Origin of the sequence: Paenibacillus tritici, from assembly GCF_013204885.1 — a bacterium.
Lineage (GTDB): Bacteria > Bacillota > Bacilli > Paenibacillales > Paenibacillaceae > Paenibacillus_AQ > Paenibacillus_AQ tritici.
Genome location: NZ_JABMKX010000025.1, coordinates 1 through 22,653 on the forward strand (window position 1 = coordinate 1; position 22,653 = coordinate 22,653).

The 22,653-nt window shown below is 51.3% G+C and carries 24 protein-coding genes, 1 rRNA gene and 1 other annotated feature; of the genes, 24 read left to right on the forward strand and 1 reads right to left on the reverse strand.

The window, feature by feature from the left end:
• The first annotated feature begins 3 nt into the window (after positions 1-3).
• The 9 genes from rrf (at position 4) to pssA (ending at position 10,123) form a co-directional block, all read left to right on the forward strand.
• Positions 4-120, forward strand: a 5S ribosomal RNA gene (gene rrf, locus HQN87_RS29085).
• Between the two features lie 435 nt (positions 121-555).
• Positions 556-1,728, forward strand: coding sequence for a GNAT family N-acetyltransferase (locus HQN87_RS29090; RefSeq protein ID WP_173140416.1), 1,173 nt, complete (start codon positions 556-558; stop codon positions 1,726-1,728).
• Positions 1,729-2,057: 329 nt separating this feature from the next.
• Entirely contained in the window at positions 2,058-2,519 is a 462-nt protein-coding gene (locus HQN87_RS29095) for a CtsR family transcriptional regulator (RefSeq protein ID WP_036721901.1), read from the forward strand.
• A gap of 30 nt (positions 2,520-2,549) precedes the next feature.
• Positions 2,550-3,074 (forward strand): protein-arginine kinase activator protein McsA, encoded by a 525-nt coding sequence (gene mcsA / locus HQN87_RS29100; protein WP_173140418.1) that lies wholly within the window; start codon positions 2,550-2,552, stop codon positions 3,072-3,074.
• A 28-nt stretch (positions 3,075-3,102) separates the two neighbouring features.
• The gene (mcsB, locus tag HQN87_RS29105; RefSeq protein WP_173140420.1) at positions 3,103-4,167 is read left to right on the forward strand and encodes a protein-arginine kinase McsB; all 1,065 of its coding nucleotides are present in this window, start codon (positions 3,103-3,105) and stop codon (positions 4,165-4,167) included.
• 36 nt (positions 4,168-4,203) lie between these two features.
• A complete protein-coding gene (clpC, locus tag HQN87_RS29110; protein WP_173140422.1) occupies positions 4,204-6,672 on the forward strand; it encodes an ATP-dependent protease ATP-binding subunit ClpC in 2,469 nt (822 codons plus the stop codon).
• A gap of 190 nt (positions 6,673-6,862) precedes the next feature.
• Positions 6,863-8,230: a DNA repair protein RadA gene (gene radA / locus HQN87_RS29115; protein ID WP_173140424.1), complete on the forward strand. Its 1,368-nt coding sequence runs from the start codon at positions 6,863-6,865 to the stop codon at positions 8,228-8,230.
• A gap of 14 nt (positions 8,231-8,244) precedes the next feature.
• Positions 8,245-9,321, forward strand: a complete 1,077-nt coding sequence (gene disA / locus HQN87_RS29120) for a DNA integrity scanning diadenylate cyclase DisA (protein ID WP_173140426.1) — start codon at positions 8,245-8,247, stop codon at positions 9,319-9,321.
• Between the two features lie 64 nt (positions 9,322-9,385).
• Positions 9,386-10,123: a CDP-diacylglycerol--serine O-phosphatidyltransferase gene (pssA, locus tag HQN87_RS29125; RefSeq protein WP_173140428.1), complete on the forward strand. Its 738-nt coding sequence runs from the start codon at positions 9,386-9,388 to the stop codon at positions 10,121-10,123.
• A gap of 129 nt (positions 10,124-10,252) precedes the next feature.
• Here the strand turns inward: pssA and HQN87_RS29130 are convergent, their stop codons facing one another.
• The gene (locus HQN87_RS29130; RefSeq protein ID WP_173140430.1) at positions 10,253-10,648 is read right to left on the reverse strand and encodes a nucleoside triphosphate pyrophosphohydrolase family protein; all 396 of its coding nucleotides are present in this window, start codon (positions 10,646-10,648) and stop codon (positions 10,253-10,255) included.
• A 212-nt stretch (positions 10,649-10,860) separates the two neighbouring features.
• Between HQN87_RS29130 and HQN87_RS29135 the strand changes: the two genes are divergently transcribed.
• From HQN87_RS29135 to rplA, 15 genes are all read left to right on the forward strand, one after another.
• Entirely contained in the window at positions 10,861-11,949 is a 1,089-nt protein-coding gene (locus tag HQN87_RS29135; RefSeq protein WP_173140432.1) for a PIN/TRAM domain-containing protein, read from the forward strand.
• A gap of 95 nt (positions 11,950-12,044) precedes the next feature.
• On the forward strand, positions 12,045-12,743 hold the full coding sequence (gene ispD / locus HQN87_RS29140; protein ID WP_173140434.1) for a 2-C-methyl-D-erythritol 4-phosphate cytidylyltransferase: 699 nt from the start codon (positions 12,045-12,047) through the stop codon (positions 12,741-12,743).
• Complete coding sequence (gene ispF / locus HQN87_RS29145; protein ID WP_173140436.1) at positions 12,740-13,228, forward strand: 2-C-methyl-D-erythritol 2,4-cyclodiphosphate synthase; 489 nt, start codon at positions 12,740-12,742, stop codon at positions 13,226-13,228. The genes ispD and ispF overlap by 4 nt, the downstream gene beginning before the upstream one ends.
• 58 nt (positions 13,229-13,286) lie before the next feature.
• Positions 13,287-14,750 (forward strand): glutamate--tRNA ligase, encoded by a 1,464-nt coding sequence (gene gltX, locus HQN87_RS29150; protein ID WP_173140438.1) that lies wholly within the window; start codon positions 13,287-13,289, stop codon positions 14,748-14,750.
• 406 nt (positions 14,751-15,156) lie between these two features.
• The gene (gene cysE, locus HQN87_RS29155; RefSeq protein WP_173140440.1) at positions 15,157-15,849 is read left to right on the forward strand and encodes a serine O-acetyltransferase; all 693 of its coding nucleotides are present in this window, start codon (positions 15,157-15,159) and stop codon (positions 15,847-15,849) included.
• 50 nt (positions 15,850-15,899) lie between these two features.
• The gene (gene cysS / locus HQN87_RS29160) at positions 15,900-17,306 is read left to right on the forward strand and encodes a cysteine--tRNA ligase (protein ID WP_173140442.1); all 1,407 of its coding nucleotides are present in this window, start codon (positions 15,900-15,902) and stop codon (positions 17,304-17,306) included.
• Complete coding sequence (locus HQN87_RS29165) at positions 17,303-17,740, forward strand: Mini-ribonuclease 3 (RefSeq protein WP_173140444.1); 438 nt, start codon at positions 17,303-17,305, stop codon at positions 17,738-17,740. The genes cysS and HQN87_RS29165 overlap by 4 nt, the downstream gene beginning before the upstream one ends.
• A gap of 24 nt (positions 17,741-17,764) precedes the next feature.
• A complete protein-coding gene (rlmB, locus tag HQN87_RS29170; protein ID WP_076081731.1) occupies positions 17,765-18,526 on the forward strand; it encodes a 23S rRNA (guanosine(2251)-2'-O)-methyltransferase RlmB in 762 nt (253 codons plus the stop codon).
• A gap of 2 nt (positions 18,527-18,528) precedes the next feature.
• Positions 18,529-19,050: an NYN domain-containing protein gene (locus HQN87_RS29175; RefSeq protein WP_173140542.1), complete on the forward strand. Its 522-nt coding sequence runs from the start codon at positions 18,529-18,531 to the stop codon at positions 19,048-19,050.
• 161 nt (positions 19,051-19,211) lie between these two features.
• Positions 19,212-19,856, forward strand: a complete 645-nt coding sequence (gene sigH, locus HQN87_RS29180) for an RNA polymerase sporulation sigma factor SigH (RefSeq protein ID WP_019908203.1) — start codon at positions 19,212-19,214, stop codon at positions 19,854-19,856.
• A 362-nt stretch (positions 19,857-20,218) separates the two neighbouring features.
• Positions 20,219-20,368 carry a 50S ribosomal protein L33 gene (gene rpmG, locus HQN87_RS29185; RefSeq protein WP_074086515.1) on the forward strand — a complete coding sequence of 50 codons (150 nt, stop codon included), beginning with the start codon at positions 20,219-20,221 and terminating at the stop codon, positions 20,366-20,368.
• A gap of 20 nt (positions 20,369-20,388) precedes the next feature.
• Positions 20,389-20,580, forward strand: coding sequence for a preprotein translocase subunit SecE (gene secE / locus HQN87_RS29190; protein WP_036692354.1), 192 nt, complete (start codon positions 20,389-20,391; stop codon positions 20,578-20,580).
• 21 nt (positions 20,581-20,601) lie between these two features.
• On the forward strand, positions 20,602-21,135 hold the full coding sequence (gene nusG, locus HQN87_RS29195) for a transcription termination/antitermination protein NusG (protein WP_173140446.1): 534 nt from the start codon (positions 20,602-20,604) through the stop codon (positions 21,133-21,135).
• 75 nt (positions 21,136-21,210) lie between these two features.
• On the forward strand, positions 21,211-21,636 hold the full coding sequence (gene rplK / locus HQN87_RS29200; RefSeq protein WP_019908208.1) for a 50S ribosomal protein L11: 426 nt from the start codon (positions 21,211-21,213) through the stop codon (positions 21,634-21,636).
• A gap of 81 nt (positions 21,637-21,717) precedes the next feature.
• Positions 21,718-22,410 carry a 50S ribosomal protein L1 gene (gene rplA, locus HQN87_RS29205; protein WP_173140448.1) on the forward strand — a complete coding sequence of 231 codons (693 nt, stop codon included), beginning with the start codon at positions 21,718-21,720 and terminating at the stop codon, positions 22,408-22,410.
• Between the two features lie 68 nt (positions 22,411-22,478).
• Positions 22,479-22,632: a sequence feature (ribosomal protein L10 leader region), on the forward strand.
• Positions 22,633-22,653: the final 21 nt, after the last annotated feature.

Below are 22,653 nucleotides of genomic sequence, written 5' to 3' on the forward strand. Positions count from 1 at the left end.
ATGTTTGGTGGCGATAGCGGAGGGGTTCCACGCGTACCCATCCCGAACACGACCGTTAAGCCCTCCAGCGCCGATGGTACTTGGACCGAAGGGTCCTGGGAGAGTAGGACGTTGCCAAGCAGATCAAGCCATTGTTGAGCAATCGACAGTGGCTTTTTTGCGTGCGGGCAGGGCTGTGGAAAAGCTGTGGATAGATTTCAGCAAGTACAGAAAAATTACGCACATGTGGATACTATTTCAGGAACGAATCTATCCCCGGAAAACGGGGGATAACGCATAATTCAGGGGACGAGTCAAGAAAAAACATAAGTAATACACCGATTTTGTGGATAAAAAGTGAATAATGTGGATAGATAATTGCTATTCGTGGATAACTCGTTTTTGCCGGAAAGAAACTCTTTCCGGTTTTTTATGTTGTTGTATAAAAGCTGTGGATAACTTGGGTATTAAAGCTGATTCGAGGCGCCTTGTTAGCTTCCGGACGATTTGCTTGTTATACTCTCTAATAAGCAATAATTGTCGCGATTTCTATGAAATATTAACGGGGTGAGCAGAATGGAAATTAGGAAATTACGGAACGAAGAATTTGAGGAAAGCTTGAGCTTGTCCGAATATGCTTTTCAGTACAAGGTAACCGGGGAAGACCGGGTACGCGCCAGGGAGAAATTTAAGCCGGACCAGATATGGGGGCTTTTTGAAGGGGAAGGAATAGGTGCACAATTGACCCTTCTTCCGCTACAGGCATATATCCAGGGCAGACCCGTTTCCATGGGGGGAATTGCGGGTGTCGCTACTTGGCCGGAGAACCGCCGGCAGGGGTATGTGGCCCATCTGCTGACCCATGCGCTGAAGACAATGAATGAAGCCGGTCAAACGTTGTCCTTTTTGCATCCGTTCCTGATTCCTTTTTACCGTAAATTTGGCTGGGAGATCTACTGTGAATATAAGAAGTACACCATTCCTGTAGGGAAGTTCCCGCATAAGACGGAGATCCAAGGCGCGGTAAAGCGCGGGACAGCTGATATTGCAGTATTTCAGCAGTTGTATGATACATTTGCCATGCGGTATAACGGCACGCTCCTGCGCCCTGAGCAATGGTGGAAGGAAAGAGTGCTCGATGAGGATACGCACACAGGTGTGTTTTATTCGGAGCAGGGTGAACCGGAAGGATATGTGCTGTATAAAATAGTGAACCAAGAGCTGATCATAGATGAATTTATCTATGTGAATGAACTGGCCCGCCAAGGCTTGTGGACCTTCCTTGCCAACCATGACTCCATGATTACGGCAGCACAGCTGAAGCTGGTGCCGTCTGATGATATTCTTCCCTTTCTGCTTCCCGATCCGCGTGTGGCACAGGAGAATTATCCTTACTTCATGGCGCGTATCGTGAATGCTAAGGCTTTTGTGGAGAACATGACGTTTAAGGTGCCGGGCAGCGTTCAGGATCGTGTGCTATATATTGAAGATACACATGCGCCCTGGAATAACGGGTTATGGCGGTGGACGGTATCGGAACACGGGAAGGTATCGCTTACTCAGATCGAAGGAGACCGGGCAGACGCAGACCTTGTATGCGGTATCGGAACACTTACCATGCTCCTGATGGGCTATAAACGTCCGCTGGAGACAGCCAGGTACGGACAATTAGCCGGGACCGCTGAAGCTGTAGAATGGCTGGAAGCGCTGATTCCGCAGGCGGAAACGGCATTATTCGATTTTTTCTGACAGTGCTATCCTATACATATCGTATGGGCCCAGTGATCTATTAAGACACCATGGAATACAATGCCGCCAATAAGTAAAAAATAAGCGTAACCCCTTGGAATTCAGTGAGAATATGTTATAATATGAAAAAGTCAAAGAAAGTCAAAGTCAACGCAGGCCGATTAGCATCGTTCTCAAGAATGTAACAATTAGACGAAAAGGGTAGTGCGAAGGTGATTGCAGCCGATTCTTACGCTATGGCCCGGTTTAAATTCTTAAGAGCATGTCTCTGACGGCAGGCGGTGGCGCACCACAAATTTTACCAAGGCTTACACACTGGAGGATGAGTGATGCGTAATATCTCCGATATTATTGAACAATATCTGAAGAATATTTTGCATGAAAGTCCCGAAGGTACGGTGGAAATTCAGCGCAATGATCTGGCGGACCAGTTCTCGTGTGTGCCGTCGCAGATCAATTACGTTATCAGTACACGCTTTACTTTGGAAAAGGGATATGTGGTGGAGAGCAAACGCGGCGGAGGCGGATATATCCGGATTCAGCGCTATGAGCTGCCTCAGAATGTGGCCTTGTATGCACATCTGAACTCCACGATAGGGAATGATATTGACCAGAATTCTGCCGAAGGACTGATTTATCAGTTGGAGGAGGCCCGTTTCCTCTCCAAACGTGAAGCGTGTCTGATGCGATCCGCGGTTTCCCGGGAATGCCTGACGGTTAATCTGCCGTACCGGGATGAGATTCGTGCCAAGCTTATGAAGGCTATGTTAATCTCTTTATTAGGCAAATAATTTGTCAACATGTAAGGAGGGACACCGCTCATGCAATGCCAGGAATGCGGCGTCAAACCGGCTACACTCCATTTCACGAAGATTGTGAACGGGGAGAAGACAGAATTTCATATTTGCGAAAGCTGTGCGCGGGAGAAGGGGGAACTCATCCCTGGTACTTCCGGAGGTTTCTCCATTCACAGCCTGCTCTCCGGGCTGCTTGATCTGGAGAGCGCAGGCAAGGGCAAGTCAGCAGCTGCACAGTCTGTGCAAGGGCTGCAGTGTGAGAACTGCGGTATGACCTATTCACAGTTCAGCAAGCTTGGACGGTTTGGGTGCAGCTCTTGCTACAAGTATTTCGACAGCACACTGGACCCGCTCTTCAGACGGGTACATGGAAGTACGGCTCATGTCGGCAAGCTTCCCAGACGGGCCGGTGCACAGATCATGTGCAAACGCCAAATTGATGAGCTGAAGCAGGAATTGCAGCAGAGTATCGTGCAGGAAGAGTTCGAAACTGCAGCAGAGCTGAGGGATCGGATCCGCAAGCTTGAAAAAGAAATGCCACAAGAGTAAAGTCTTTGATATATAGGGGGGATTGGACATGTCAAGTCTCCGGTTTACCGAACAAGCACTTAGTGACTGGATGCGCTGCGGCGGCAGTCATTCTGAGATTGTAATCAGCAGCCGTATGCGAATCGCCCGTAATCTGGAGCATCTGCCCTTCCCGCTGCTCGCCTCAAGAGAGCAGTCCGAAGAGGTGCTGGACCTGCTTGCTCCTGTTTTTCAGGGTGAAGCTTCTGCAGATTTCGGCAGCTTTGAGCTGCTGAGACTGGATGAGCTGGATGAGCTGGATAAAAAGGTACTGGTCGAGAAGCATCTCATCAGTCCTAATCTGGCGGATGATTCCAAAGGCGGAGCAGTCATTCTTAATGAGGACGAGTCGGTCAGCATTATGATTAATGAGGAGGATCATCTCCGCATTCAATGCCTGTTTCCCGGACTGCAGGTCAGAGAAGCCTGGGTAAGGGCAACTGCCATCGACGATATTTTTGAGGCTGCTGTCAATTATGCCTTTGATGACCGCAGAGGTTACCTGACCAGTTGTCCCACCAATGTGGGCACAGGACTCAGAGCTTCGGTAATGGTTCATTTGCCGGCGCTGGTCATGACCCATCAGATTAACCGGATTTTGTCCGCAGTCAATCAGGTTGGACTTACCGTTAGAGGAATTTATGGTGAAGGCAGCGAAGCAGTAGGGAATATCTTTCAGATCTCCAATCAGATTACGCTCGGACAGACCGAGAATGAGATCATCGAGAATCTTCACAGCGTAGTTACCCAGATTATAGAGCATGAACGGAATGCACGTGAACGCCTGCTGGTCGATTCCGCACTGCGGATTACGGACCGCATCAAACGTTCCTACGGAATTCTGTCCTACGCGGCAGTGATGGAGCTTAAGGAGTCCGCACAGCGGCTCTCCGATCTGCGGCTTGGTGTAGACCTTGGAATTCTGGAAGGGCCGTCGATTTCAGTGCTCAATGAGCTGAATGTCAAGACCCAGCCTGGTTTTCTGCAAAAGCTGTTCGGTGACGAGCTGTCTTCTACCGAACGTGATATGTACCGGGCGAAGCTGCTCCGGGAGACATTGGGATCACAACATTAATTATAGATATATATTATCCGTGGAGGTGCAGGAGATATGATGTTTGGAAGATTTACGGAACGCGCACAAAAGGTGCTGGCGCTGGCGCAGGAAGAAGCCGTACGTTTGGGACACAACAACATTGGGACAGAACATATTTTGCTCGGACTGATTCGTGAGGGAGACGGCATTGCCGCGAAGGCACTGATCGGACTCGGTCTGGGTCTGGAGAAAATTCAGGATGAAGTGGAAACACTGATTGGCAGAGGTCAGGAGCAGCCGACCAACATCGCGTATACTCCTCGTGCCAAAAAAGTCATCGAGCTGTCCATGGACGAGGCCCGCAAGCTGGGGCATACGTATGTGGGAACAGAGCATATCCTGCTCGGTCTGATCCGTGAAGGAGAGGGCGTAGCAGCCCGCGTACTGAACAATCTCGGCATCAGCCTGAATAAGGCCCGTCAACAGGTACTGCAGCTTCTGGGCAGCAGTGAAGCCACCTCCAGCCATAGCGGCGCTCCGGTCAACGTAAGCACGCCAACACTGGATGGCCTGGCCCGTGACCTGACAGCCTATGCCAAGGACGGCAACCTTGACCCTGTAATCGGCCGCAGCAAGGAAATCGAACGTGTCATTCAAGTGCTGAGCCGCCGTACCAAGAATAATCCGGTGCTGATTGGTGAGCCGGGGGTTGGTAAAACAGCTATTGCTGAAGGCCTGGCCCAAAAGATTATCAACAATGAAATTCCGGAAACGTTGCGCGACAAGCGTGTCATGACCCTTGATATGGGTTCTGTAGTGGCCGGTACGAAATATCGCGGTGAGTTCGAGGACCGCCTCAAAAAAATCATGGATGAGATTCGTCAGGCAGGCAATATCGTGCTCTTCATTGATGAGCTGCACACTCTGATCGGAGCTGGCGGTGCGGAAGGTGCAATTGATGCTTCCAATATCCTGAAGCCTGCTCTGGCCCGTGGCGAGCTGCAGTGCATCGGTGCGACAACCCTTGATGAATACCGTAAATATATTGAGAAAGACGCTGCGCTGGAACGCCGCTTCCAGCCTATCACAGTCGATCAGCCTTCCCCGGAAGAAGCTGTACAGATTCTGTTCGGTCTCCGTGACCGTTATGAAGCCCATCACCGGGTGAAGATTACGGATGAAGCAATTGTGGAAGCAGTGAAGCTGTCTGACCGCTATATCCCGGACCGGTTCCTGCCGGACAAAGCGATTGACCTGATTGATGAAGCAGGCTCCAAGGTAAGACTGAACTCTTACACGATCCCGCCGAATCTGAAGGAACTCGAAATGCGTCTGGATGATATCCGCAAGGAGAAGGATTCCGCCGTACAGAGCCAGGAATTCGAGAAGGCTGCTGCGCTTCGCGACACCGAGCAGAAGATTCGTGAAGAGCTGGATACCACGAAGAACCAGTGGAAAGAAAAGCAGGGCCGTACCGACTCCCAGGTTACACCTGAGGATATCGCGCAGGTGGTTGCCAGCTGGACCGGCATTCCGGTCAGCAAGCTGAAGGAAGAAGAGACGGACCGTCTGCTGAACATGGAGTCCTTGCTTCATGAACGTGTAATTGGACAAGATGAAGCCGTTAAGGCTGTCAGCCGGGCACTCCGCCGGGCGCGTGCGGGTCTGAAGGACCCGAAACGTCCGATGGGCTCCTTTATCTTCCTCGGACCAACCGGGGTGGGTAAAACCGAGCTGGCACGGGCGCTTGCCGAAGCTATGTTCGGTGATGAGAATGCGGTAATCCGCATTGATATGTCGGAATACATGGAGAAGCACTCCACCTCGCGTCTGGTTGGGGCTCCTCCAGGATATGTAGGATATGAAGAAGGCGGACAGCTTACGGAGAAGGTACGCCGCAAACCGTATTCCGTTGTCCTGCTGGATGAGATTGAGAAGGCTCACCCTGAAGTGTTCAACATTCTGCTGCAGGTGCTGGAAGACGGCCGTCTGACCGATTCCAAAGGCCGCGTGGTCGATTTCCGCAATACGCTGATTATCCTGACCTCGAACGTAGGGGCACAGGCGATCAAGAAGAATTCGACGCTTGGATTCACTGCAGTTCAAGATGCGGGCGCTGATTACAGCAACATGAAGGGCAAGGTTATGGAAGAGCTGAAGAAGAGCTTCCGTCCCGAGTTCCTGAACCGGATCGACGAGATCATTGTCTTCCACTCCCTGGATGAGAAGCATATCGCCGAGATCGTTACCCTGATGTCCGAGGAGCTGCGCAAGCGTCTGCGTGAGCATGATGTAGACTTCCTGCTTACGGATGCGGCCAAAGCGTTCCTGGCCAAAGAAGGCTATGACCCGGCCTTCGGTGCCCGTCCGCTCCGCCGGGCGATTCAGAAGCACATCGAGGACCGTCTGTCCGAAGAGCTGCTGAAGGGCAACATCAAGAAGGGCGATTCCCTCAACATTGATGAGGTGAACGGTGAACTGGTCGTAACCACTGTAGAAGCACCATCTGAAGTCTCCCTGGAGAAAACCGTTGAAACTGAGTAATTCTTGCGTAAAATGAAACAAAGCTCCCGTTCCTCCGTATAGAGGGGCGGGAGCTTTATTTGGCTTCCGGAGAAGACGCAAATGAAAAGTAGATCTTAAGTGTCCTTCCGTTAAGTGTGCAGAAATGGTAAACTTTGAATAAGAGAAAAATATCCGCAATTTTAGTAAGTTCGGACGGTAAGGAGCGCACATGGCAAAACCAAAAACAAAATTTTTCTGTACCGAATGCGGGTACGAATCACCGAAATGGTTCGGGAAGTGCCCGGGGTGCCAGGAATGGAACTCGATGGTAGAGGAAACGGAAAGCGTCGTCAAAACACAAGGCATGAATGCACCTATTTTTCAGAGTAAAGAAAAGGCGCAGTCGATCATAAATATAGAAAGTGACAAGGAGCCGCGGATTCTGACGGGCATCGGTGAGCTTAACCGCGTGCTTGGCGGCGGAATTGTGCCCGGCTCGCTGGTGCTGGTCGGAGGCGATCCCGGAATCGGCAAATCGACGCTGCTGCTGCAGACCTCACATGCCCTGACCACTCAGGGGCTTCGCGTGTTGTATATCTCGGGGGAAGAATCCGTGCGGCAGACCAAGCTGCGGGCCGACCGCCTCGGAGCGCTGTCTGCGGAATTGTATGTTCTATGTGAGACGAATATGGAGAGCATTGAAGAAGCCATTGAGCAGATTAACCCGCAGTTTCTGGTCATTGACTCCATCCAGACTGTATTTATGCCGGAAGTAACCAGTGCGCCGGGCAGCGTGGCACAGGTACGGGAATGTACGACAAGATTCATGCGAATCGCCAAGATCCGGGGGATTGCCACAGTACTTGTAGGGCATGTAACCAAGGAAGGGGCGATTGCCGGCCCGCGTATGCTTGAGCATATGGTGGATTGTGTCCTCTACTTTGAAGGAGAACGGCATCATACGTACCGTTTGCTGCGGGCGGTGAAGAACCGGTTTGGCTCCACCAATGAGATCGGCATCTTTGAAATGGGGGAGGTCGGGCTAACCGAGGTGGAGAACCCGTCAGAGCTGTTCCTCTCGGAGCGTCCGCTTGGAGTGGCCGGTTCAGCGGTAGTAGCCAGCATGGAAGGCACGAGACCTGTACTTGTAGAATTACAGGCACTGGTAGCCTCGACACATTTCCCTTCACCCCGCAGAATGTGCACAGGTATGGATCATCAGAGAATGGCGCTGATTATTGCTGTACTGGAGAAGCGGATGGGCATGTTCCTGCAGAATCAGGATGCTTACCTCAATGTAGCGGGAGGAGTGAAGCTGGATGAGCCGGCGGTAGATTTGGCTGTCGCCATCAGTATCGCTTCCAGCTTCCGGGATTTCCCGACCAAGCCTTATGATGTGTTCTTCGGCGAGGTAGGGCTTACCGGTGAGGTGAGGGGGGTATCACGCGCAGAAATGCGGGTGAAAGAGGCGGCCAAGCTTGGCTTCCGGCGGGTCATTATGCCCGAGAAGAGCATGAAAGGCTGGAAGCATCCGCAGGATATTCAGATTATTGGCGTCAGCACAGTAGCACAGGCACTAGCGGTCGCGTTAGATTAGGGGGCACAGGGACGATGAAAGAACATAATCCATTAGATAATATGAATGATCTGCTTAGAATGGCCGCACCGGGAACACCTTTCCGGGAGGGGCTGGAGAATGTGCTCCGCGCGAAGACCGGGGCACTGATCGTTGTCGGATATAGTCCGGAGGTGATGGAGGTTGTCGATGGCGGATTCTCCATTAACTGCGATTTTTCACCCAATTATTTATATGAGCTGGCCAAAATGGACGGGGCCATCATTCTGAGCGAGGATCTGAAGCGGATTCTGTACGCCAATACTCAGCTCATTCCCGATTCCTCTATCTCGTCCATTGAGACAGGAATCCGGCACCGGACGGCTGAACGTGTAGCCAAACAGACCGGCAAACTGGTAGTTTCCATTTCCCAGCGCCGTAATATTATTACTCTGTATCAAGGCTCCATCCGTTACGCCCTCAAGGAAATCGGTTCGATTCTGGCCAAAGCCAACCAGGCGATTCAGACCCTCGAGAAGTACAGAGCCGTTCTGACACAAGGGCTGACCAACCTGTCCGCTTCCGAATACGAAGGGATTGTAACTGTAGCAGAGGTCGTCGGCGTGATCCAGCGGGTGGAAATGGTGCTGCGGATCAAAATGGAAATTAAGCGATACATCAACGAGCTTGGCAATGAAGGCCGCCTGATCAGCATGCAGATGGAAGAACTGGTGGGAAATACAGAGGAAGAAGCATGGCTCCTGTACAGAGACTATGCAAGAGTGGAGCAAGAGGACAAGATCCGCGAGATCATTGCCGGACTGAAGCGCAGCACGGATGATGAGCTGATGGATGACAATCATATTGCCCGTCTGCTCGGCTATTCCTCGACAGCCATTTCGTCCGAAGAAGCTGTGACCCCGCGCGGTTACCGTCTGCTCAACAAGATCCCAAGACTGCCGAATGTGATCATTCACAATCTGGTGGAACGCTTCGAAAGACTGCCTAATCTGTTGACGGCAAGCATTGCTGAACTCGATGAAGTGGACGGCATTGGCGAGGTCCGGGCACGCAATATTCAGGACGGACTGAAGCGGCTCCAGAAACAAGTTCTTATTGACAGACAAATGTAAATAACATACAATCACGTAATATTGCAAACCAAAGCAGTACAAGTAGGAAAATTGAGGTGAAGAAATGATACAAAAATCAATTCCAAGTCTGTTTACGATCGGTAATCTGATGCTTGGAATGTTTGGTATCATGATGGCGTTTGACGGCAAACTGAGCATGGCCGCTATCATGGTGATTATCGCGATGCTGCTCGATGGTCTGGATGGCCGCGTGGCCCGTGCGCTCAAATGTGAGAGTGAATTCGGCAAGGAGCTGGATTCCTTATCCGATGTAGTTTCCTTCGGAGTGGCTCCGGCGATTATTATGTATTTGACCAGTCTGCAGGACTTGAATTCTGCACTGGGATGGACGATTACAGCGATTTTCCCTGTATTCGGAGCACTGCGTCTGGCCCGGTTCAATGTCCGCCCGGGGATTCCGGGATATTTCGTAGGATTGCCTATACCTGCTGCGGGTGGGGTTCTTGCCACACTGGCGCTTTTCCATAAAGACGTATCTGCACCCTTTATGATTGTGGCTACACTACTGCTCTCTTATCTGATGGTCAGTACCGTGAAATACCCCAATTTCAAAAAGATCGGCCTGCCCAAAAAAGCGGTCGTAGGCGCGCCTTTAGTGATAGTGATTGCTGTAGCCGTTGCTGTAGTATTTCCTGAACAGATTGCCAAGCTGATCTTCGGCCTGCTTGCGCTGTATGCTTTATATGGCTTCAGGCAGAGTCTGGGGCTGCTGAAGGCCCGCCGTCAGCGCCGCCGCAGAAGACGATCGGAAGACAAGGTATATCATTCCAAGAACGGCTAGGTATCAGTGCAGCACTAATTCCATTCATAGACCGATAAGCAAAAGGCATTGCCTTTCCTGAACCAGGAGAGTGCAATGCCTTTTTGCTGCGTATTGCTGAACGGATGAAGGAGGACACTGGCCGTCTGCTTAGGATAAATTGAACAATCCGAGTGTGGCGCATTTCTGCGATTCCTTGGACACTACCTCGTCCATATTGATCGCAAGCAAATTGCAGAGCGCAGACATATAGAACAGCTCGCGGCCCAGCTCTGAGCCAATGACCTCCCGGCAGTTCTCGCACAGCTCCCCTTCAAGATGGGTGCCGGCAAGCTCTTTGGCTTGTTCCAGCCCCAGTGTCGGTTCATAGACCTGCTTGGTTGCATGCAGTTGAATGCAGCCGCATTCGGTAATGGATTTGACGACAGCCCGGTTGACGGAAGCGCTGCTCTGTCCGTTCTTGGACATTACATCCAGAAGACTACGGTGACGGAGCAGCAGTTCGGAGACTTGATCCTGAAAGGCCTGTAAACTTGGTGCGCTCATTAACCATTCACCCCTGGGTTCGTAATTGAGTTCATTATATGTCAGGGGCTCCCTTATTTTCAACCAGCAATAGCAGTTTCGGCAGCGGATATGGACACAGAAATGGTAGTCCGCAGAAAAAATAACGTACCTCCGGATTATTGTCCTAAAAATTGGAACATACTGGTGAAGTATAGATGAATTGTGGATGAATAATAAGGAGGTGCGAGGTTATGTGGAAAAAGATTGTTCTGATGCTTGCCGGGTGTTGTGGAGCCTGGTCCGGTTATTCGCTATATCGCGCGGCAGAAAGAGGGTTCCCGGGAGGGATGGGGAAGCTGGAGGATAGTTTGCCTATGGAAGGAAGCGTTTTGTTTGCGGTGCTGGGTGCCATTATTTTTTTGATTGCGGGGACTTTATGCGCGGATTGGGCGATTTCTAAACTGCGTGAGGCGGTAGAGTATTGTTCGCGTATGCCGATGAGTGAGTTCGCTGCAGGCGCAGCGGGGCTTACTGGAGGTCTGCTGCTGTCTCTGCTGCTGTATCCCGCTATGGCCTGGCTTGGCAAGGCAGGAGAGCTGCTGCAGGTAGCTGCAACGCTTGCCCTGGGGTACCTGGGTCTTCGGGTAGGGCTGGAGAAGAAGGAAGAGCTGGCTTCGCTCTGGACTACCGGACGCTGGGCACGTGCTGCCGAACCGGAGGGCCGGGGAACACAGGAGCACAAGATTCTCGACACCAGCGTTATCATTGACGGACGGATTGCCGACATCTGCAAAACAGGCTTTATCGAAGGCACGATTGTTATCCCTGAGTTCGTACTGGAGGAATTGCAGCATATTGCCGATTCCTCGGATCTGCTGAAGCGTAACCGCGGACGCAGAGGGCTGGATATCCTCAACAAGATTCAGAAAGAGCTGGACGTCAAGGTACTGATCTATGAAGGAGATTTCGAGGAAATCTCCGAGGTGGACAGCAAGCTGGTCAAGCTGGCTAAAGTGCTGCACGGCAAGGTCGTCACCAATGACTTCAATCTCAACAAGGTATGTGAACTTCAAGGGGTGTCGGTGCTGAACATCAATGACTTGGCCAATGCAGTGAAGCCGGTGGTGCTTCCGGGCGAAGAGATCATTGTTCAAGTGATCAAGGACGGCAAAGAACATGGACAAGGTGTAGCCTATCTCGATGATGGCACGATGATTGTGGTGGAAGGCGGCCGGGATTATATCGGCACTACGATGGAGGTGCTGGTGACAAGCGTCCTGCAGACATCGGCAGGCCGGATGATTTTTGCCAAGCCCAAGCTTCTGGAAAAAGCGCAATAAGTACCCGTTAGCCTTCCGGCGGGACCTTGAAGGCTTGGAAATGCCAGTCAAACACGTTATGATGGGAGTATACGTGAAAGACAGGAGCCAAAAGCATGTCAAACAGTGTGGGTGTCGTTATCGTAGCGGCAGGCCGAGGAACCCGGATGGGGACGGCAGAGAGCAAGCAATACTTGCTGCTCCAGGGCAAACCGATTATCGTACATACCCTGGAGGTATTCCAGCGGCATGACCTTATCTCTGAGATTGTGCTTGTCACCGGTGAAGAGGATGTGGAGCGCTGCCGGCAATGGGTACAAGCCTACAAGCTGGATAAAGTGGCTGCAGTCATTCCCGGAGGAACGGAGCGCCAGCATTCGGTACGCCGTGGACTGGGAGAACTTACGACCACCTGGGTCATGGTGCATGACGGGGTCCGGCCATTCGTACAAGGCAGTGAGATTGAGGCTTGCTTTGAACGGGCTCAATCGGCCGGAGCAGCGGTGCTGGCAGTACCGGTAAAGGATACGATCAAGCAGGTGGACAGTGAGGGCAAGGTGCTGTCTACGCCGGATCGGCGAAGTCTGTGGGCGATTCAGACCCCGCAGACTTTTCGTTTGTCCGATCTGCGCTCCGCCTATGAGGAGGCAGAGCGGGACGGCTTCCTCGGTACAGATGATTCCAGTCTGGCGGAACGCAGCGGCATTACCGTTTCGGTTGTAGAGGGAAGCTACAGGAATATTAAGATCACAACACCGGAGGACCTGGATTTCGCTGAATTCACAGTAAGAAGCAGGGGAGAGGAACACACATGATTGCTGTAGGACAAGGGTTCGATGTACATCAACTGGTTGAGGGAAGGCCGTGTATTATCGGCGGGGTGACCATTCCTTATGAGAAAGGGCTGCTGGGGCATTCCGATGCGGATGTGCTGCTGCATGCTGTTAGCGATGCTATACTGGGGGCGCTGGGCCTTGGGGATATCGGCAGACATTTCCCGGATACGGACCCGGCCTTCAAGGATGCGGACAGCCTGAAGCTGCTGGAGCAGGTATGGGCGCTTGCACGCGAGCGGGGATACCGGCTGGGGAATATTGACTCGACCATCATTGCGCAGAAACCCAAAATGGCGCCTTATATCCCGCAGATGACGGAGGTTATTGCCCGTGCGCTTGAAGCGGATCTGTCGAAGGTGAATGTCAAAGCGACAACGACCGAGCAGCTTGGCTTTGCCGGACGCGGTGAAGGAATTGCCGCGCAATCTATTGTCTGTCTGCTCCAAGATGTGATATCATCGTGAGATGGTTTTAGCTTAAGAAACAGCCTAATTTCAACCAATATGAAGCGGAGGGAAACCCATGGCGGATCAAGTTCGGGTGCGTTACGCACCGAGCCCTACGGGACATTTACATATCGGAAATGCCAGAACAGCCTTGTTCAACTATCTGTTCGCCCGTAATCTGGGCGGCAAATTCATTATCCGGATCGAAGATACGGATCTCAAGCGCAATATAGCAGAAGGTGAAGAAAGCCAGCTGAAGTACTTGAAGTGGCTGGGAATAGATTGGGATGAAAGTGTGGATGTAGGAGGCGAATATGGCCCTTACCGACAGACAGAGCGTCTGGACCTTTACCGTGTCTATTGGCAGGATCTGCTGGACCGCGGTCTAGCTTACCGCTGCTATTGCACGGAAGAAGAGCTGGAAGCAGAACGTGAGGAACAGACGGCACGCGGCGAGACTCCGCGCTATTCCGGCAGACACCGTAATTTGACCGAAGAGCAGCGCCTTAGCTTTGAAGCAGAAGGGCGTGTTGCCAGCATTCGTTTTCTCGTTCCGGAAGACCGTACTTATACCTTCAATGATATCGTTAAGGGCAGCATTTCCTTCAATACCAAAGAGATGGGCGACTTCGTCATCGTGAAGAAAGACGGCATTCCGACGTATAACTTCGCAGTAGCGGTTGATGATCATCTGATGGCCATCTCCCACGTGCTGCGCGGAGAAGACCATATCTCCAATACGCCGCGTCAGCTCATGATCTATGAAGCTTTGGGCTGGGAAGCTCCGTTGTTCGGCCATATGACGCTAATTGTCGGGGACGACCATAAGAAGCTAAGCAAACGGAATGAGTCGATCATTCAGTTTATTGAGCAGTATGACCAGCTGGGCTATCTGCCGGAGGCACTCTTCAACTTCATCACCCTGCTGGGCTGGTCGCCGGAAGGTGAGGAGGAGATCTTCACGAAGGAAGAGCTGATCTCGATCTTTACAGCAAACCGTCTGTCGAAGAGCCCGGCGGTGTTTGATACGAACAAGCTGGCACATCTCAATAACCATTACATCAAGCATGCCGATCCCAAGCGGATCGCGGCACTTGCTATTCCTCATCTGCAAAAGGCGGGACGGCTGCCGGAAGCTCTGAGTGCGGAGCAGCAGATCTGGGCAGAGAGCCTGGTTGCGCTGTATCAGGAGCAGATGAACGCTGCTTCAGATATTGTAGGACTGTCCGACCTCTTCTTCCGCAGTCACCTGGAACTGGAGACAGAAGCAGCCCAGGTGCTTGCCGAAGCCCAGGTTCCTGAGGTTCTCTCCGCTTTTCTGGCTAAAGTGGAAGCGGCCGAGGACTTCAGCGCGGCCAATATGGCAGTGCTGATCAAGGAAGTACAGAAGGAAACCGGGCACAAAGGCAAAGCGCTGTTTATGCCGATTCGTGTCGCTCTTACCGGACAGATGCATGGCCGTGATCTGAATGCGACCCTTGCGCTGCTTGGCCGGGAACGGGTAATCGAACGTCTGAAGTCGCAGATCAAAGGCGCATAAACAGAAGCAGGCAAGGGCAGAGCCCCTTGTCAGTTCAGCGGCTTTTCGCTAAGATAGAAGAATATAATAATAGCTGGGATCAGGAAAAGTAAGCGTATAAGGGCAATTGCCAGAGAGAATAACCGCTGAGGGAGATTTCCCTTGCAGGCTGGGAGTTATTCATTTGTCTGCCGCTGAAGATGCACCTGTGAGCTGCAGGGTTGAAAGTCTCTAACCGGAGGCTGTAGACTGTGCCGGGAACGTCGCCGTTACAGACGCCAAGAGGAACACCAGAGCATGGGCCGTGAAGTGAACGGCATCCATGTATACGAATGTTCAAGCAGAGTGGGACCGCGGTTAAACGTCTCTGCAGCTATAGGCTGCAGGGGCGTTTTTTGTTGAAAAGTCAGAGAAGAGGGGAACCGTGATGTTTAAACATATCAAGTCGGACATTCAGGCCGTATTCGACAACGATCCCGCCGCCCGCAGCAGGTTCGAGGTTATCTTCACCTACGCAGGGCTTCACGCTATCTGGGCGCACCGGACGGCCCACTCTTTTTATAAACGCCGCTGGTTTACACTGGCCCGCATCGTCTCCCAGATCAGCAGGTTCATGACCGGGGTGGAGATTCATCCGGGCGCGGTGATCGGCAGCAGACTGTTTATTGACCATGGAATGGGTATTGTCATTGGGGAGACCTGCGAGATAGGCGATGATGTCATTATCTATCAGGGGGTCACGCTTGGCGGAACCGGGAAAGAGAAGGGCAAACGTCATCCTACCGTCGGCAACAATGTCGTGATCGGCTCTGGTGCGAAAGTACTGGGTTCCTTCACAATCGGTGATAATTGCAATATCGGCTCCAACTCCGTCGTTCTGCGCGAAGTGCCCAGCAACAGTACGGTAGTCGGCAATCCCGGGCGTGTGGTCAAACGTAACGGAGAACGCGTATCCGACCGGCTGGATCATACCAAGATGCCCGATCCGCTGATTGATTCCCTGCGTTTCCTGCAGAAGGAGATCGAAGAGCTCAGGGAACAGATGGGTGCGGAAGACAAGCAGAAGAAGGAACAGCGGCGGCTGGAAAGCCAGCAATATATCGGCGATTACGAAATTTAAGCTTACCGGTATTTCAGAATCCGGGGACAATAGAAAGGGTTGGGACAAGAATGGCTTTGCAAATTTATAACACGATGAGTCGCAGTAAAGAAGTATTTGTACCGCAGGAGCCGGGTAAGGTGAAAATGTACGTATGCGGACCCACAGTCTACGGCTATATGCATATCGGTAATGCCCGGCCGATTATCGTCTTTGACATGGTGCGCAACTATCTGGAGGCACTCGGCAATGAGGTACGTTATCTGACGAATTTCACCGATGTGGATGATAAAATGATCCGCAAAGCGGAGGAGATGAACATCACCGTAGCTGAGGTTGCAGATATGTTCATTGCCGCCTATCAGGAGGATCTGGCCGGACTTGGCGTGAAGCCGGCAACGATGAATCCGCGGGTGACGGACAGTATGGACACAATTATCGGATTCATCAAAGAGCTTGAAGAGAAAGGTTATGCGTATGAGAACGGTGGAGATGTGTATTACCGTACCGGCAAATTTTCCAATTACGGCAAGCTGTCCGGCCAGAATCTGGAGGAGCTGCGCTTCGGTATCCGGGTTGAGGTAGATTCCCGCAAAGAGAACCAGGAGGATTTCGTACTCTGGAAGGCTGCCAAGCCGGGTGAGGTGCACTGGTCCAGTCCATGGGGAGAGGGACGTCCCGGCTGGCATATTGAATGCTCGGCGATGGTGCGCGAATATTTGGGCAAGACTATTGATATCCATGGCGGCGGAGAGGATCTGAAATTCCCGCATCATGAATGCGAGTGTGCCCAGACCGAGGCGCTGACGGGCCAGCCGCTGTCGAATTACTGGATGCATAATGCATTTCTGAACATCGGCGACGAGAAAATGTCAAAATCACTGGGGAACGGTCTGCTGGTGAAGGATATCAGTGCGCGCTTCAAGCAGGGAGCTATCCGCTACTTCATGCTGTCCAGCCATTACCGCAATCCGCTCAATTTCACCGAGGAAGCACTGCAGTCTGCCGAGAAAAGCGTAGATCGTATCGCTCTGGCCGAAGGCAATGTGAAGCACCGCCTTGAGCTGGGTAAAGAGGAGGCGGCGGGTGAAGCAAGTCCGCAGATTACGGAACGGCTCGCGGCTATCCTGGGCAGCTTTCATGCCCGGATGCAGGACGATTTCAATACACCGGATGCGATCACCGCTGTGTTTGACTGGGTGAGTCTGGCGAACCTCACACTTGCTGATAATCATGCGCTTAATGCTGATTTAACAGCACTGCTGAAGGCTTTTGCCGAGATGAATTCGGTATTGCGCCTTACGGCGGAAGCCGAAGAAGAGGTAGCAAGTGAAGAGGTGGAGCGTCTGATTGCTGAACGTGCAGAAGCGCGCAAGAATAAGAATTGGAGCCGGTCCGATGCCATCCGTGATGAGCTGAATGCTCTGGGGATTCTGCTGGAGGATACTCCGCAGGGAATGCGGTGGCGGCGTAAATGAGCGGAACGTTTGATCTGAACAGCGTCTGGTTCCCGTACGAACCCTCCAAGCCGGCCCATCTGTTGTCACCGATCGTACTTGCGTATGCAGGCGATGCCGTCTATGAGGTTGCCGTGCGGCAATATCTGATCTCGCTGCCTAATCTGCGCCCCAATCATTTGCACCGCTCGGCAACCGGGCTGGTCTCTGCCAAAGCGCAGAGCACCATTCTTGCACACCTTGATCCGGTGCTTACGGAGGAAGAGAAGGATGTGGTAAGACGGGGGCGCAATGCGAAGTCCGGCACGATTCCCAAAAACGCGGATGTGCTGGAGTACCGCCACGCGACTGCTTTTGAATGCCTGATCGGGCATTTGTATTACACCGGACAGCAGGCGAGAATCCAGGAGCTTGTTCACAGCAGCATCGAATACATGTTGAACCGGACCAAGTGAGCATACAGAACAGGAGATAAAACAATGGAAGAATTGAGAACAGAAGAGGAAATACTGGCAGGCAAGCATTCTGTGCTTGAAGCCCTTAGAGCCGGACGGACACTGAACAAGATATGGATCGCTGAAACCGCGCAAAAGCATCTGACTGCACCTATCGTAGCTGAAGCGCGCAAGGCGGGAATTGTGATCCAGCATGTAGACAAGCGGAAGCTGGACCAGCTCGCACCGGGAGTGCAGCATCAAGGGGTGGTTGCGCAGGCGGCACCGTTCGCCTATACGGAGGTTGCTGATATTCTGGCAATTGCTGAAGCCAAGGGAGAACCGCCGTTTCTGCTTTTGCTGGATGAAATTGAAGATCCGCACAACCTGGGGTCTATCCTGCGTACGGCTGATTGTACGGGTGTGCATGGAGTCATTGTGCCGAAGCGCCGCTCTGCACAGATCACGGCAACTGTATCCAAGACCTCTGCCGGCGCAGTCGAATATGTGCCCGTAGCGCGCGTAACGAATCTTGGGCAGACCATTGACCGGCTGAAGGAGCTGGGGGTCTGGGTGGTAGGAACCGATGTGGACACCGATCAGAATCTGTTCGGATCGGATATTGTCACCGGACCGGTAGCAGTGGTTATCGGTAATGAGAACAAGGGAATGGGCCGCCTGATCCGTGAGAAATGCGATGTGCTGCTGAAGCTGCCGATGGCCGGAAGAATTAACTCGCTTAATGCTTCGGTTGCAGCCGGTGTAATCATGTACGAGGTACTCCGCCGCCGCCAAGAACAGGGATAATGATGGCGGACTGGCGCGATATCCTGCTCGTGGACGGGTACAATATGATCGGCGGCTGGCCGGAGCTTGCGGCATTATCGCAGACCGGCATGCAGGAGGCGCGCGACCGGCTGCTCGATATGCTGGCCGATTATCAGGCGTTCTCCGGGCTGCGCGTCATTGCCGTATTCGATGCCTACCGTGTGCCGGGACTGGGGCGGTCTTTTGTACAAGGGAAAGTCCAGGTCTTCTTCACCAAGGAGAAGGAAACCGCAGATGAGTGCATCGAACGGCTGGTTGGAGAATTCACGCACCGCCGCAGACAGATCTCGGTTGCAACCAGTGATTTTGTGGAGCAGCATGTCATTTTTGCCCAGGGAGCTCTCAGAATCTCAGCCAGGGAACTGAGACTTGCGATTGAAGAGAACCAGAAGCAGGTGAAGAAAGCCATCGAACCGGGAAGCATAAGCTCCACCCGTCACTCGCTGGAAGACAAACTGCCTCCCGAGACGCGCAAGCGGCTGGAGGACTGGCGGAGACAGTAAGGACGCGAAAGCAGCAGACTCCCGTCGAAAAATGCCATAATATGTTATTGAAGATTGTTTTTGGACAATTCCGGTTGACGGTGTAAGGTAACATAATATATACTGTTCCTATATTTCGAGAAGTAACGATGTGTCTTGCGTTGCAGCCGGGGGGATTCTTGGTGAGTGTCGACCTCAAGGAAATAATGCTGTCCGAGTATGATTTCATAAGTGATGAAGAAATTGTCGAGATCTTCCGTGGTGGCGACAGTGGCGCATTAGAGCATTTGATTAACAAGTACCGCAATTTCGTGCGTGCCAAGGCTCGTTCCTATTTTTTGATCGGGGCAGATCGTGAAGATATTGTGCAGGAAGGCATGATTGGCCTATACAAGGCGATTCGTGACTTCAAGGGTGACAAGCTGTCATCATTCAAGGCCTTTGCCGAGCTGTGCATCACCCGTCAGATTATAACCGCCATTAAGACGGCTACCCGCCAGAAGCATATTCCGCTGAATTCTTATGTCTCGCTTGACAAGCCCATCTATGATGAGGATTCCGACCGGACACTGATGGATGTGATATGCGGAACGCAGGTGCTTGACCCGGAAGAGCTGATTATCAACCAGGAGGAGTTCATCGGACTGGAAGATAAGATGGCTGAGATTCTGAGTGATCTGGAACGCAAGGTTCTGATGCTCTATCTGGACGGACGTTCCTATCAGGAGATTGCCGAGGATTTGAAGCGGCATGTGAAGTCCATTGACAATGCACTGCAGCGAGTGAAACGGAAATTGGAAAGATATCTGGAAGTGCGTGACAATTAATGATATAATGAACTAGGAAGGCTCGGGACTCGAGTCTTTTTTTAGTGTCGCTACATTTTGATGTGATGAATTTCTGATTTATGAAGCATTGGCTGGCAGCAGGTTTATACCATGGCGGAATGCACCATAATGATATGGAAGACAGCGAGTGGCATAAGGAAGAAGCTAGAGCAAAGATGATGGTTGTTACACGGCTACAGCACCCGGAAATACCCAGTGCGATGGGGGAAACTTTCGTTGACACAGACATTGATATTATGCTAAAGTGTTTTAGGTAGGCCTAAATTCGCGGCTTTTTTTTGAATCAATATCTACGTCTTCTAATTTAACCGTTAGAAGTACGTCTTCGGGAGGTGCACATCATGCGGGTAATTATCACTTTGGCTTGTACAAGTTGCAAACAAAGAAACTATGCAACAACCAAAAACAAGCGAAATCACCCCGACCGCTTGGAGATGAAGAAATTTTGCAAGTTTTGTAACGAGCAAACTCCTCATCGCGAAACCAGATAGTCTTTGGAGGTGTAGTCGGCGTGAAACGTAGTTTCAAGTCTTTGTTTTCCTTTTTCACTGAGAGCTGGAGTGAACTCAAAAAGGTTCGCTGGCCTAGCCGTAAAGAATTGAAGAACTATACATTGATCGTTCTCGGTACAATCGTAGTTATTTCTCTTTACTTCTGGGTTCTGGACATCGGTATTTCCGCTGTGATTGAAGCGATTATTTAGAGAGGTCCCAGGTGGCTTGATATGGAAAAAAGATGGTATGTCGTTCATACCTATTCCGGGTATGAGAATAAGGTCAAGGCCAATTTGGAAAAACGCGTTGAGTCCATGGGCATGGAAGACAAAATATTCCGCGTTCTTGTTCCTATGGAAGAAGAGCTGGTAAACAAGGATGGCAAGAAAAAAACTGTCATGCGCAAAGTTTACCCTGGTTACGTTTTGGTCGAAATGGTTCAGACGGATGATTCCTGGTATGTAGTCCGCAATACGCCGGGCGTTACCGGATTTGTCGGTTCAACTGGTTCAGGGTCCAAGCCTACTGCACTGCTCCCTGAAGAAGTTGAACAAATTCTGAAGCATATGGGCATGGTTGAACCTAAAGCGAAGATTGATTTCGAAATTAAGGAATCCGTACGTATTATGGTCGGTCCATTTGCGAATTTTGTGGGCTCTGTGGAAGAGATTTTGGCAGACAAGAGCAAGATCAAGGTACATGTCAACATGTTTGGACGGGAAACCCCAGTCGAGTTGGATTTCACTCAAGTGGAGAAGATATAACAAGCACAAGGGTTTCTTGTGGGAGAATGCTGTATAGCATTCGAATACCACTATTTACGCAAGGAGGTGTCACTCATGGCTAAAAAAGTTATTAAAATGGTGAAACTGCAGATTCCTGCAGGGAAAGCGAATCCAGCGCCTCCAGTAGGTCCGGCGTTAGGTCAAGCAGGTGTCAACATCATGGCATTCTGTAAGGAATTCAACGCTCGTACTGCCGACCAGGCTGGCCTGATCATCCCGGTTGAAATTACAGTATTTGAAGACCGTTCCTTTACCTTCATCACCAAAACTCCTCCGGCTGCTGTTCTGCTTCGCATCGCTGCGAAAGTAGAAAAAGGATCCGGTGAACCAAACAAGAAAAAAGTAGCGAAGCTGGGCCGCGCAGCGGTTCGTGAAATCGCTGAAACAAAAATGCCCGATCTGAACGCTGCATCTGTTGAAGCTGCAATGCGTATGGTTGAAGGTACTGCCCGCAGTATGGGAATCACAATCGAAGACTAATATGTATTCGATGAACCGGTCATTCATGACCGCAATATGTGGGAGGAATTTCCGCTAACACCACAAAGGAGGAACATTTTCATGGCTAAACATGGTAAGAAATACATGGAATCTGCTAAGCTGATCGACAGCGAAGCGACTTACGAGCCTTCAGAAGCTGTAGAGCTTGTGAAAAAGGCAGCAACTGCCAAATTCGACGAAACCGTTGAAGCAGCAGTTCGTCTGGGTGTAGACCCGCGTAAACAAGACCAAGCAGTTCGTGGTGTTGTTGTCCTGCCTCACGGCACAGGCAAAACTCAACGCGTGCTTGTATTTGCAAAAGGTGAAAAAGCGAAGGAAGCAGAAGCTGCTGGCGCTGATTTTGTTGGTGATGCTGATATGATCAACAAGATTCAACAGGGCTGGTTTGAATTCGATGTCTGCGTAGCTACACCTGATATGATGAGCGAAGTCGGTAAACTGGGTCGTCTGCTCGGTGGTAAGGGCCTCATGCCTAACCCTAAAGCAGGTACAGTTACTTTCGACGTTACCAAGGCTGTTCAAGAAATCAAAGCCGGTAAAATCGAATACCGTCTCGATAAAGCGGGCCAAATTCACGCGCCAATCGGCAAAGTGTCTTTCAACGCTGAACAACTGAACGAGAACCTTAAAGCTCTCATGGACGCTCTGAACCGTGCGAAACCGGCTGCTGCCAAAGGTGTTTACCTTAAAGGCGTTGCTATTTCGTCCACAATGGGACCTAGTGCTCGTGTGAACGCTACTGCTTTCAGATAATTAAGGGTTGACTCTTCGAGTTATCTTTGATAATCTGTAACAGTTGTGAACATTAAGGTGATCAATCTTGAATTTGAATATGCTTACCGTAGACAGTAGGTGCCGTAGGGCTTAATTTCCTACCGAGGTGTTGTGATAGAAACAAAAAGTGCCAGGCTCGCCTGATCAACTTTCCGTTTTATCAAGCCTTCGTGAATCTGCGGAGGCTTTTCTAATGCCTGCGTAGGAACGGCGCAGTTTCTC

What these genes read in the sequence shown, in the direction of transcription:
- ispF (WP_173140436.1), top strand. Translation starts at nt 12,740, where the DNA reads ATGATTGCTGTAGGACAAGGGTTCGATGTACATCAACTGGTTGAGGGA.
- cysE (WP_173140440.1), top strand. Translation starts at nt 15,157, where the DNA reads ATGTTTAAACATATCAAGTCGGACATTCAGGCCGTATTCGACAACGAT.
- cysS (WP_173140442.1), top strand. Translation starts at nt 15,900, where the DNA reads ATGGCTTTGCAAATTTATAACACGATGAGTCGCAGTAAAGAAGTATTT.
- nusG (WP_173140446.1), top strand. Translation starts at nt 20,602, where the DNA reads ATGGAAAAAAGATGGTATGTCGTTCATACCTATTCCGGGTATGAGAAT.
- HQN87_RS29165 (WP_173140444.1), top strand. Translation starts at nt 17,303, where the DNA reads ATGAGCGGAACGTTTGATCTGAACAGCGTCTGGTTCCCGTACGAACCC.
- gltX (WP_173140438.1), top strand. Translation starts at nt 13,287, where the DNA reads ATGGCGGATCAAGTTCGGGTGCGTTACGCACCGAGCCCTACGGGACAT.
- mcsB (WP_173140420.1), top strand. Translation starts at nt 3,103, where the DNA reads ATGTCAAGTCTCCGGTTTACCGAACAAGCACTTAGTGACTGGATGCGC.
- HQN87_RS29095 (WP_036721901.1), top strand. Translation starts at nt 2,058, where the DNA reads ATGCGTAATATCTCCGATATTATTGAACAATATCTGAAGAATATTTTG.
- ispD (WP_173140434.1), top strand. Translation starts at nt 12,045, where the DNA reads ATGTCAAACAGTGTGGGTGTCGTTATCGTAGCGGCAGGCCGAGGAACC.
- HQN87_RS29090 (WP_173140416.1), top strand. Translation starts at nt 556, where the DNA reads ATGGAAATTAGGAAATTACGGAACGAAGAATTTGAGGAAAGCTTGAGC.
- rpmG (WP_074086515.1), top strand. Translation starts at nt 20,219, where the DNA reads ATGCGGGTAATTATCACTTTGGCTTGTACAAGTTGCAAACAAAGAAAC.
- rplK (WP_019908208.1), top strand. Translation starts at nt 21,211, where the DNA reads ATGGCTAAAAAAGTTATTAAAATGGTGAAACTGCAGATTCCTGCAGGG.
- radA (WP_173140424.1), top strand. Translation starts at nt 6,863, where the DNA reads ATGGCAAAACCAAAAACAAAATTTTTCTGTACCGAATGCGGGTACGAA.
- pssA (WP_173140428.1), top strand. Translation starts at nt 9,386, where the DNA reads ATGATACAAAAATCAATTCCAAGTCTGTTTACGATCGGTAATCTGATG.
- mcsA (WP_173140418.1), top strand. Translation starts at nt 2,550, where the DNA reads ATGCAATGCCAGGAATGCGGCGTCAAACCGGCTACACTCCATTTCACG.
- rlmB (WP_076081731.1), top strand. Translation starts at nt 17,765, where the DNA reads ATGGAAGAATTGAGAACAGAAGAGGAAATACTGGCAGGCAAGCATTCT.
- disA (WP_173140426.1), top strand. Translation starts at nt 8,245, where the DNA reads ATGAAAGAACATAATCCATTAGATAATATGAATGATCTGCTTAGAATG.
- HQN87_RS29130 (WP_173140430.1), bottom strand. Translation starts at nt 10,648, where the DNA reads ATGAGCGCACCAAGTTTACAGGCCTTTCAGGATCAAGTCTCCGAACTG.
- rplA (WP_173140448.1), top strand. Translation starts at nt 21,718, where the DNA reads ATGGCTAAACATGGTAAGAAATACATGGAATCTGCTAAGCTGATCGAC.
- clpC (WP_173140422.1), top strand. Translation starts at nt 4,204, where the DNA reads ATGATGTTTGGAAGATTTACGGAACGCGCACAAAAGGTGCTGGCGCTG.
- HQN87_RS29175 (WP_173140542.1), top strand. Translation starts at nt 18,529, where the DNA reads ATGGCGGACTGGCGCGATATCCTGCTCGTGGACGGGTACAATATGATC.
- HQN87_RS29135 (WP_173140432.1), top strand. Translation starts at nt 10,861, where the DNA reads ATGTGGAAAAAGATTGTTCTGATGCTTGCCGGGTGTTGTGGAGCCTGG.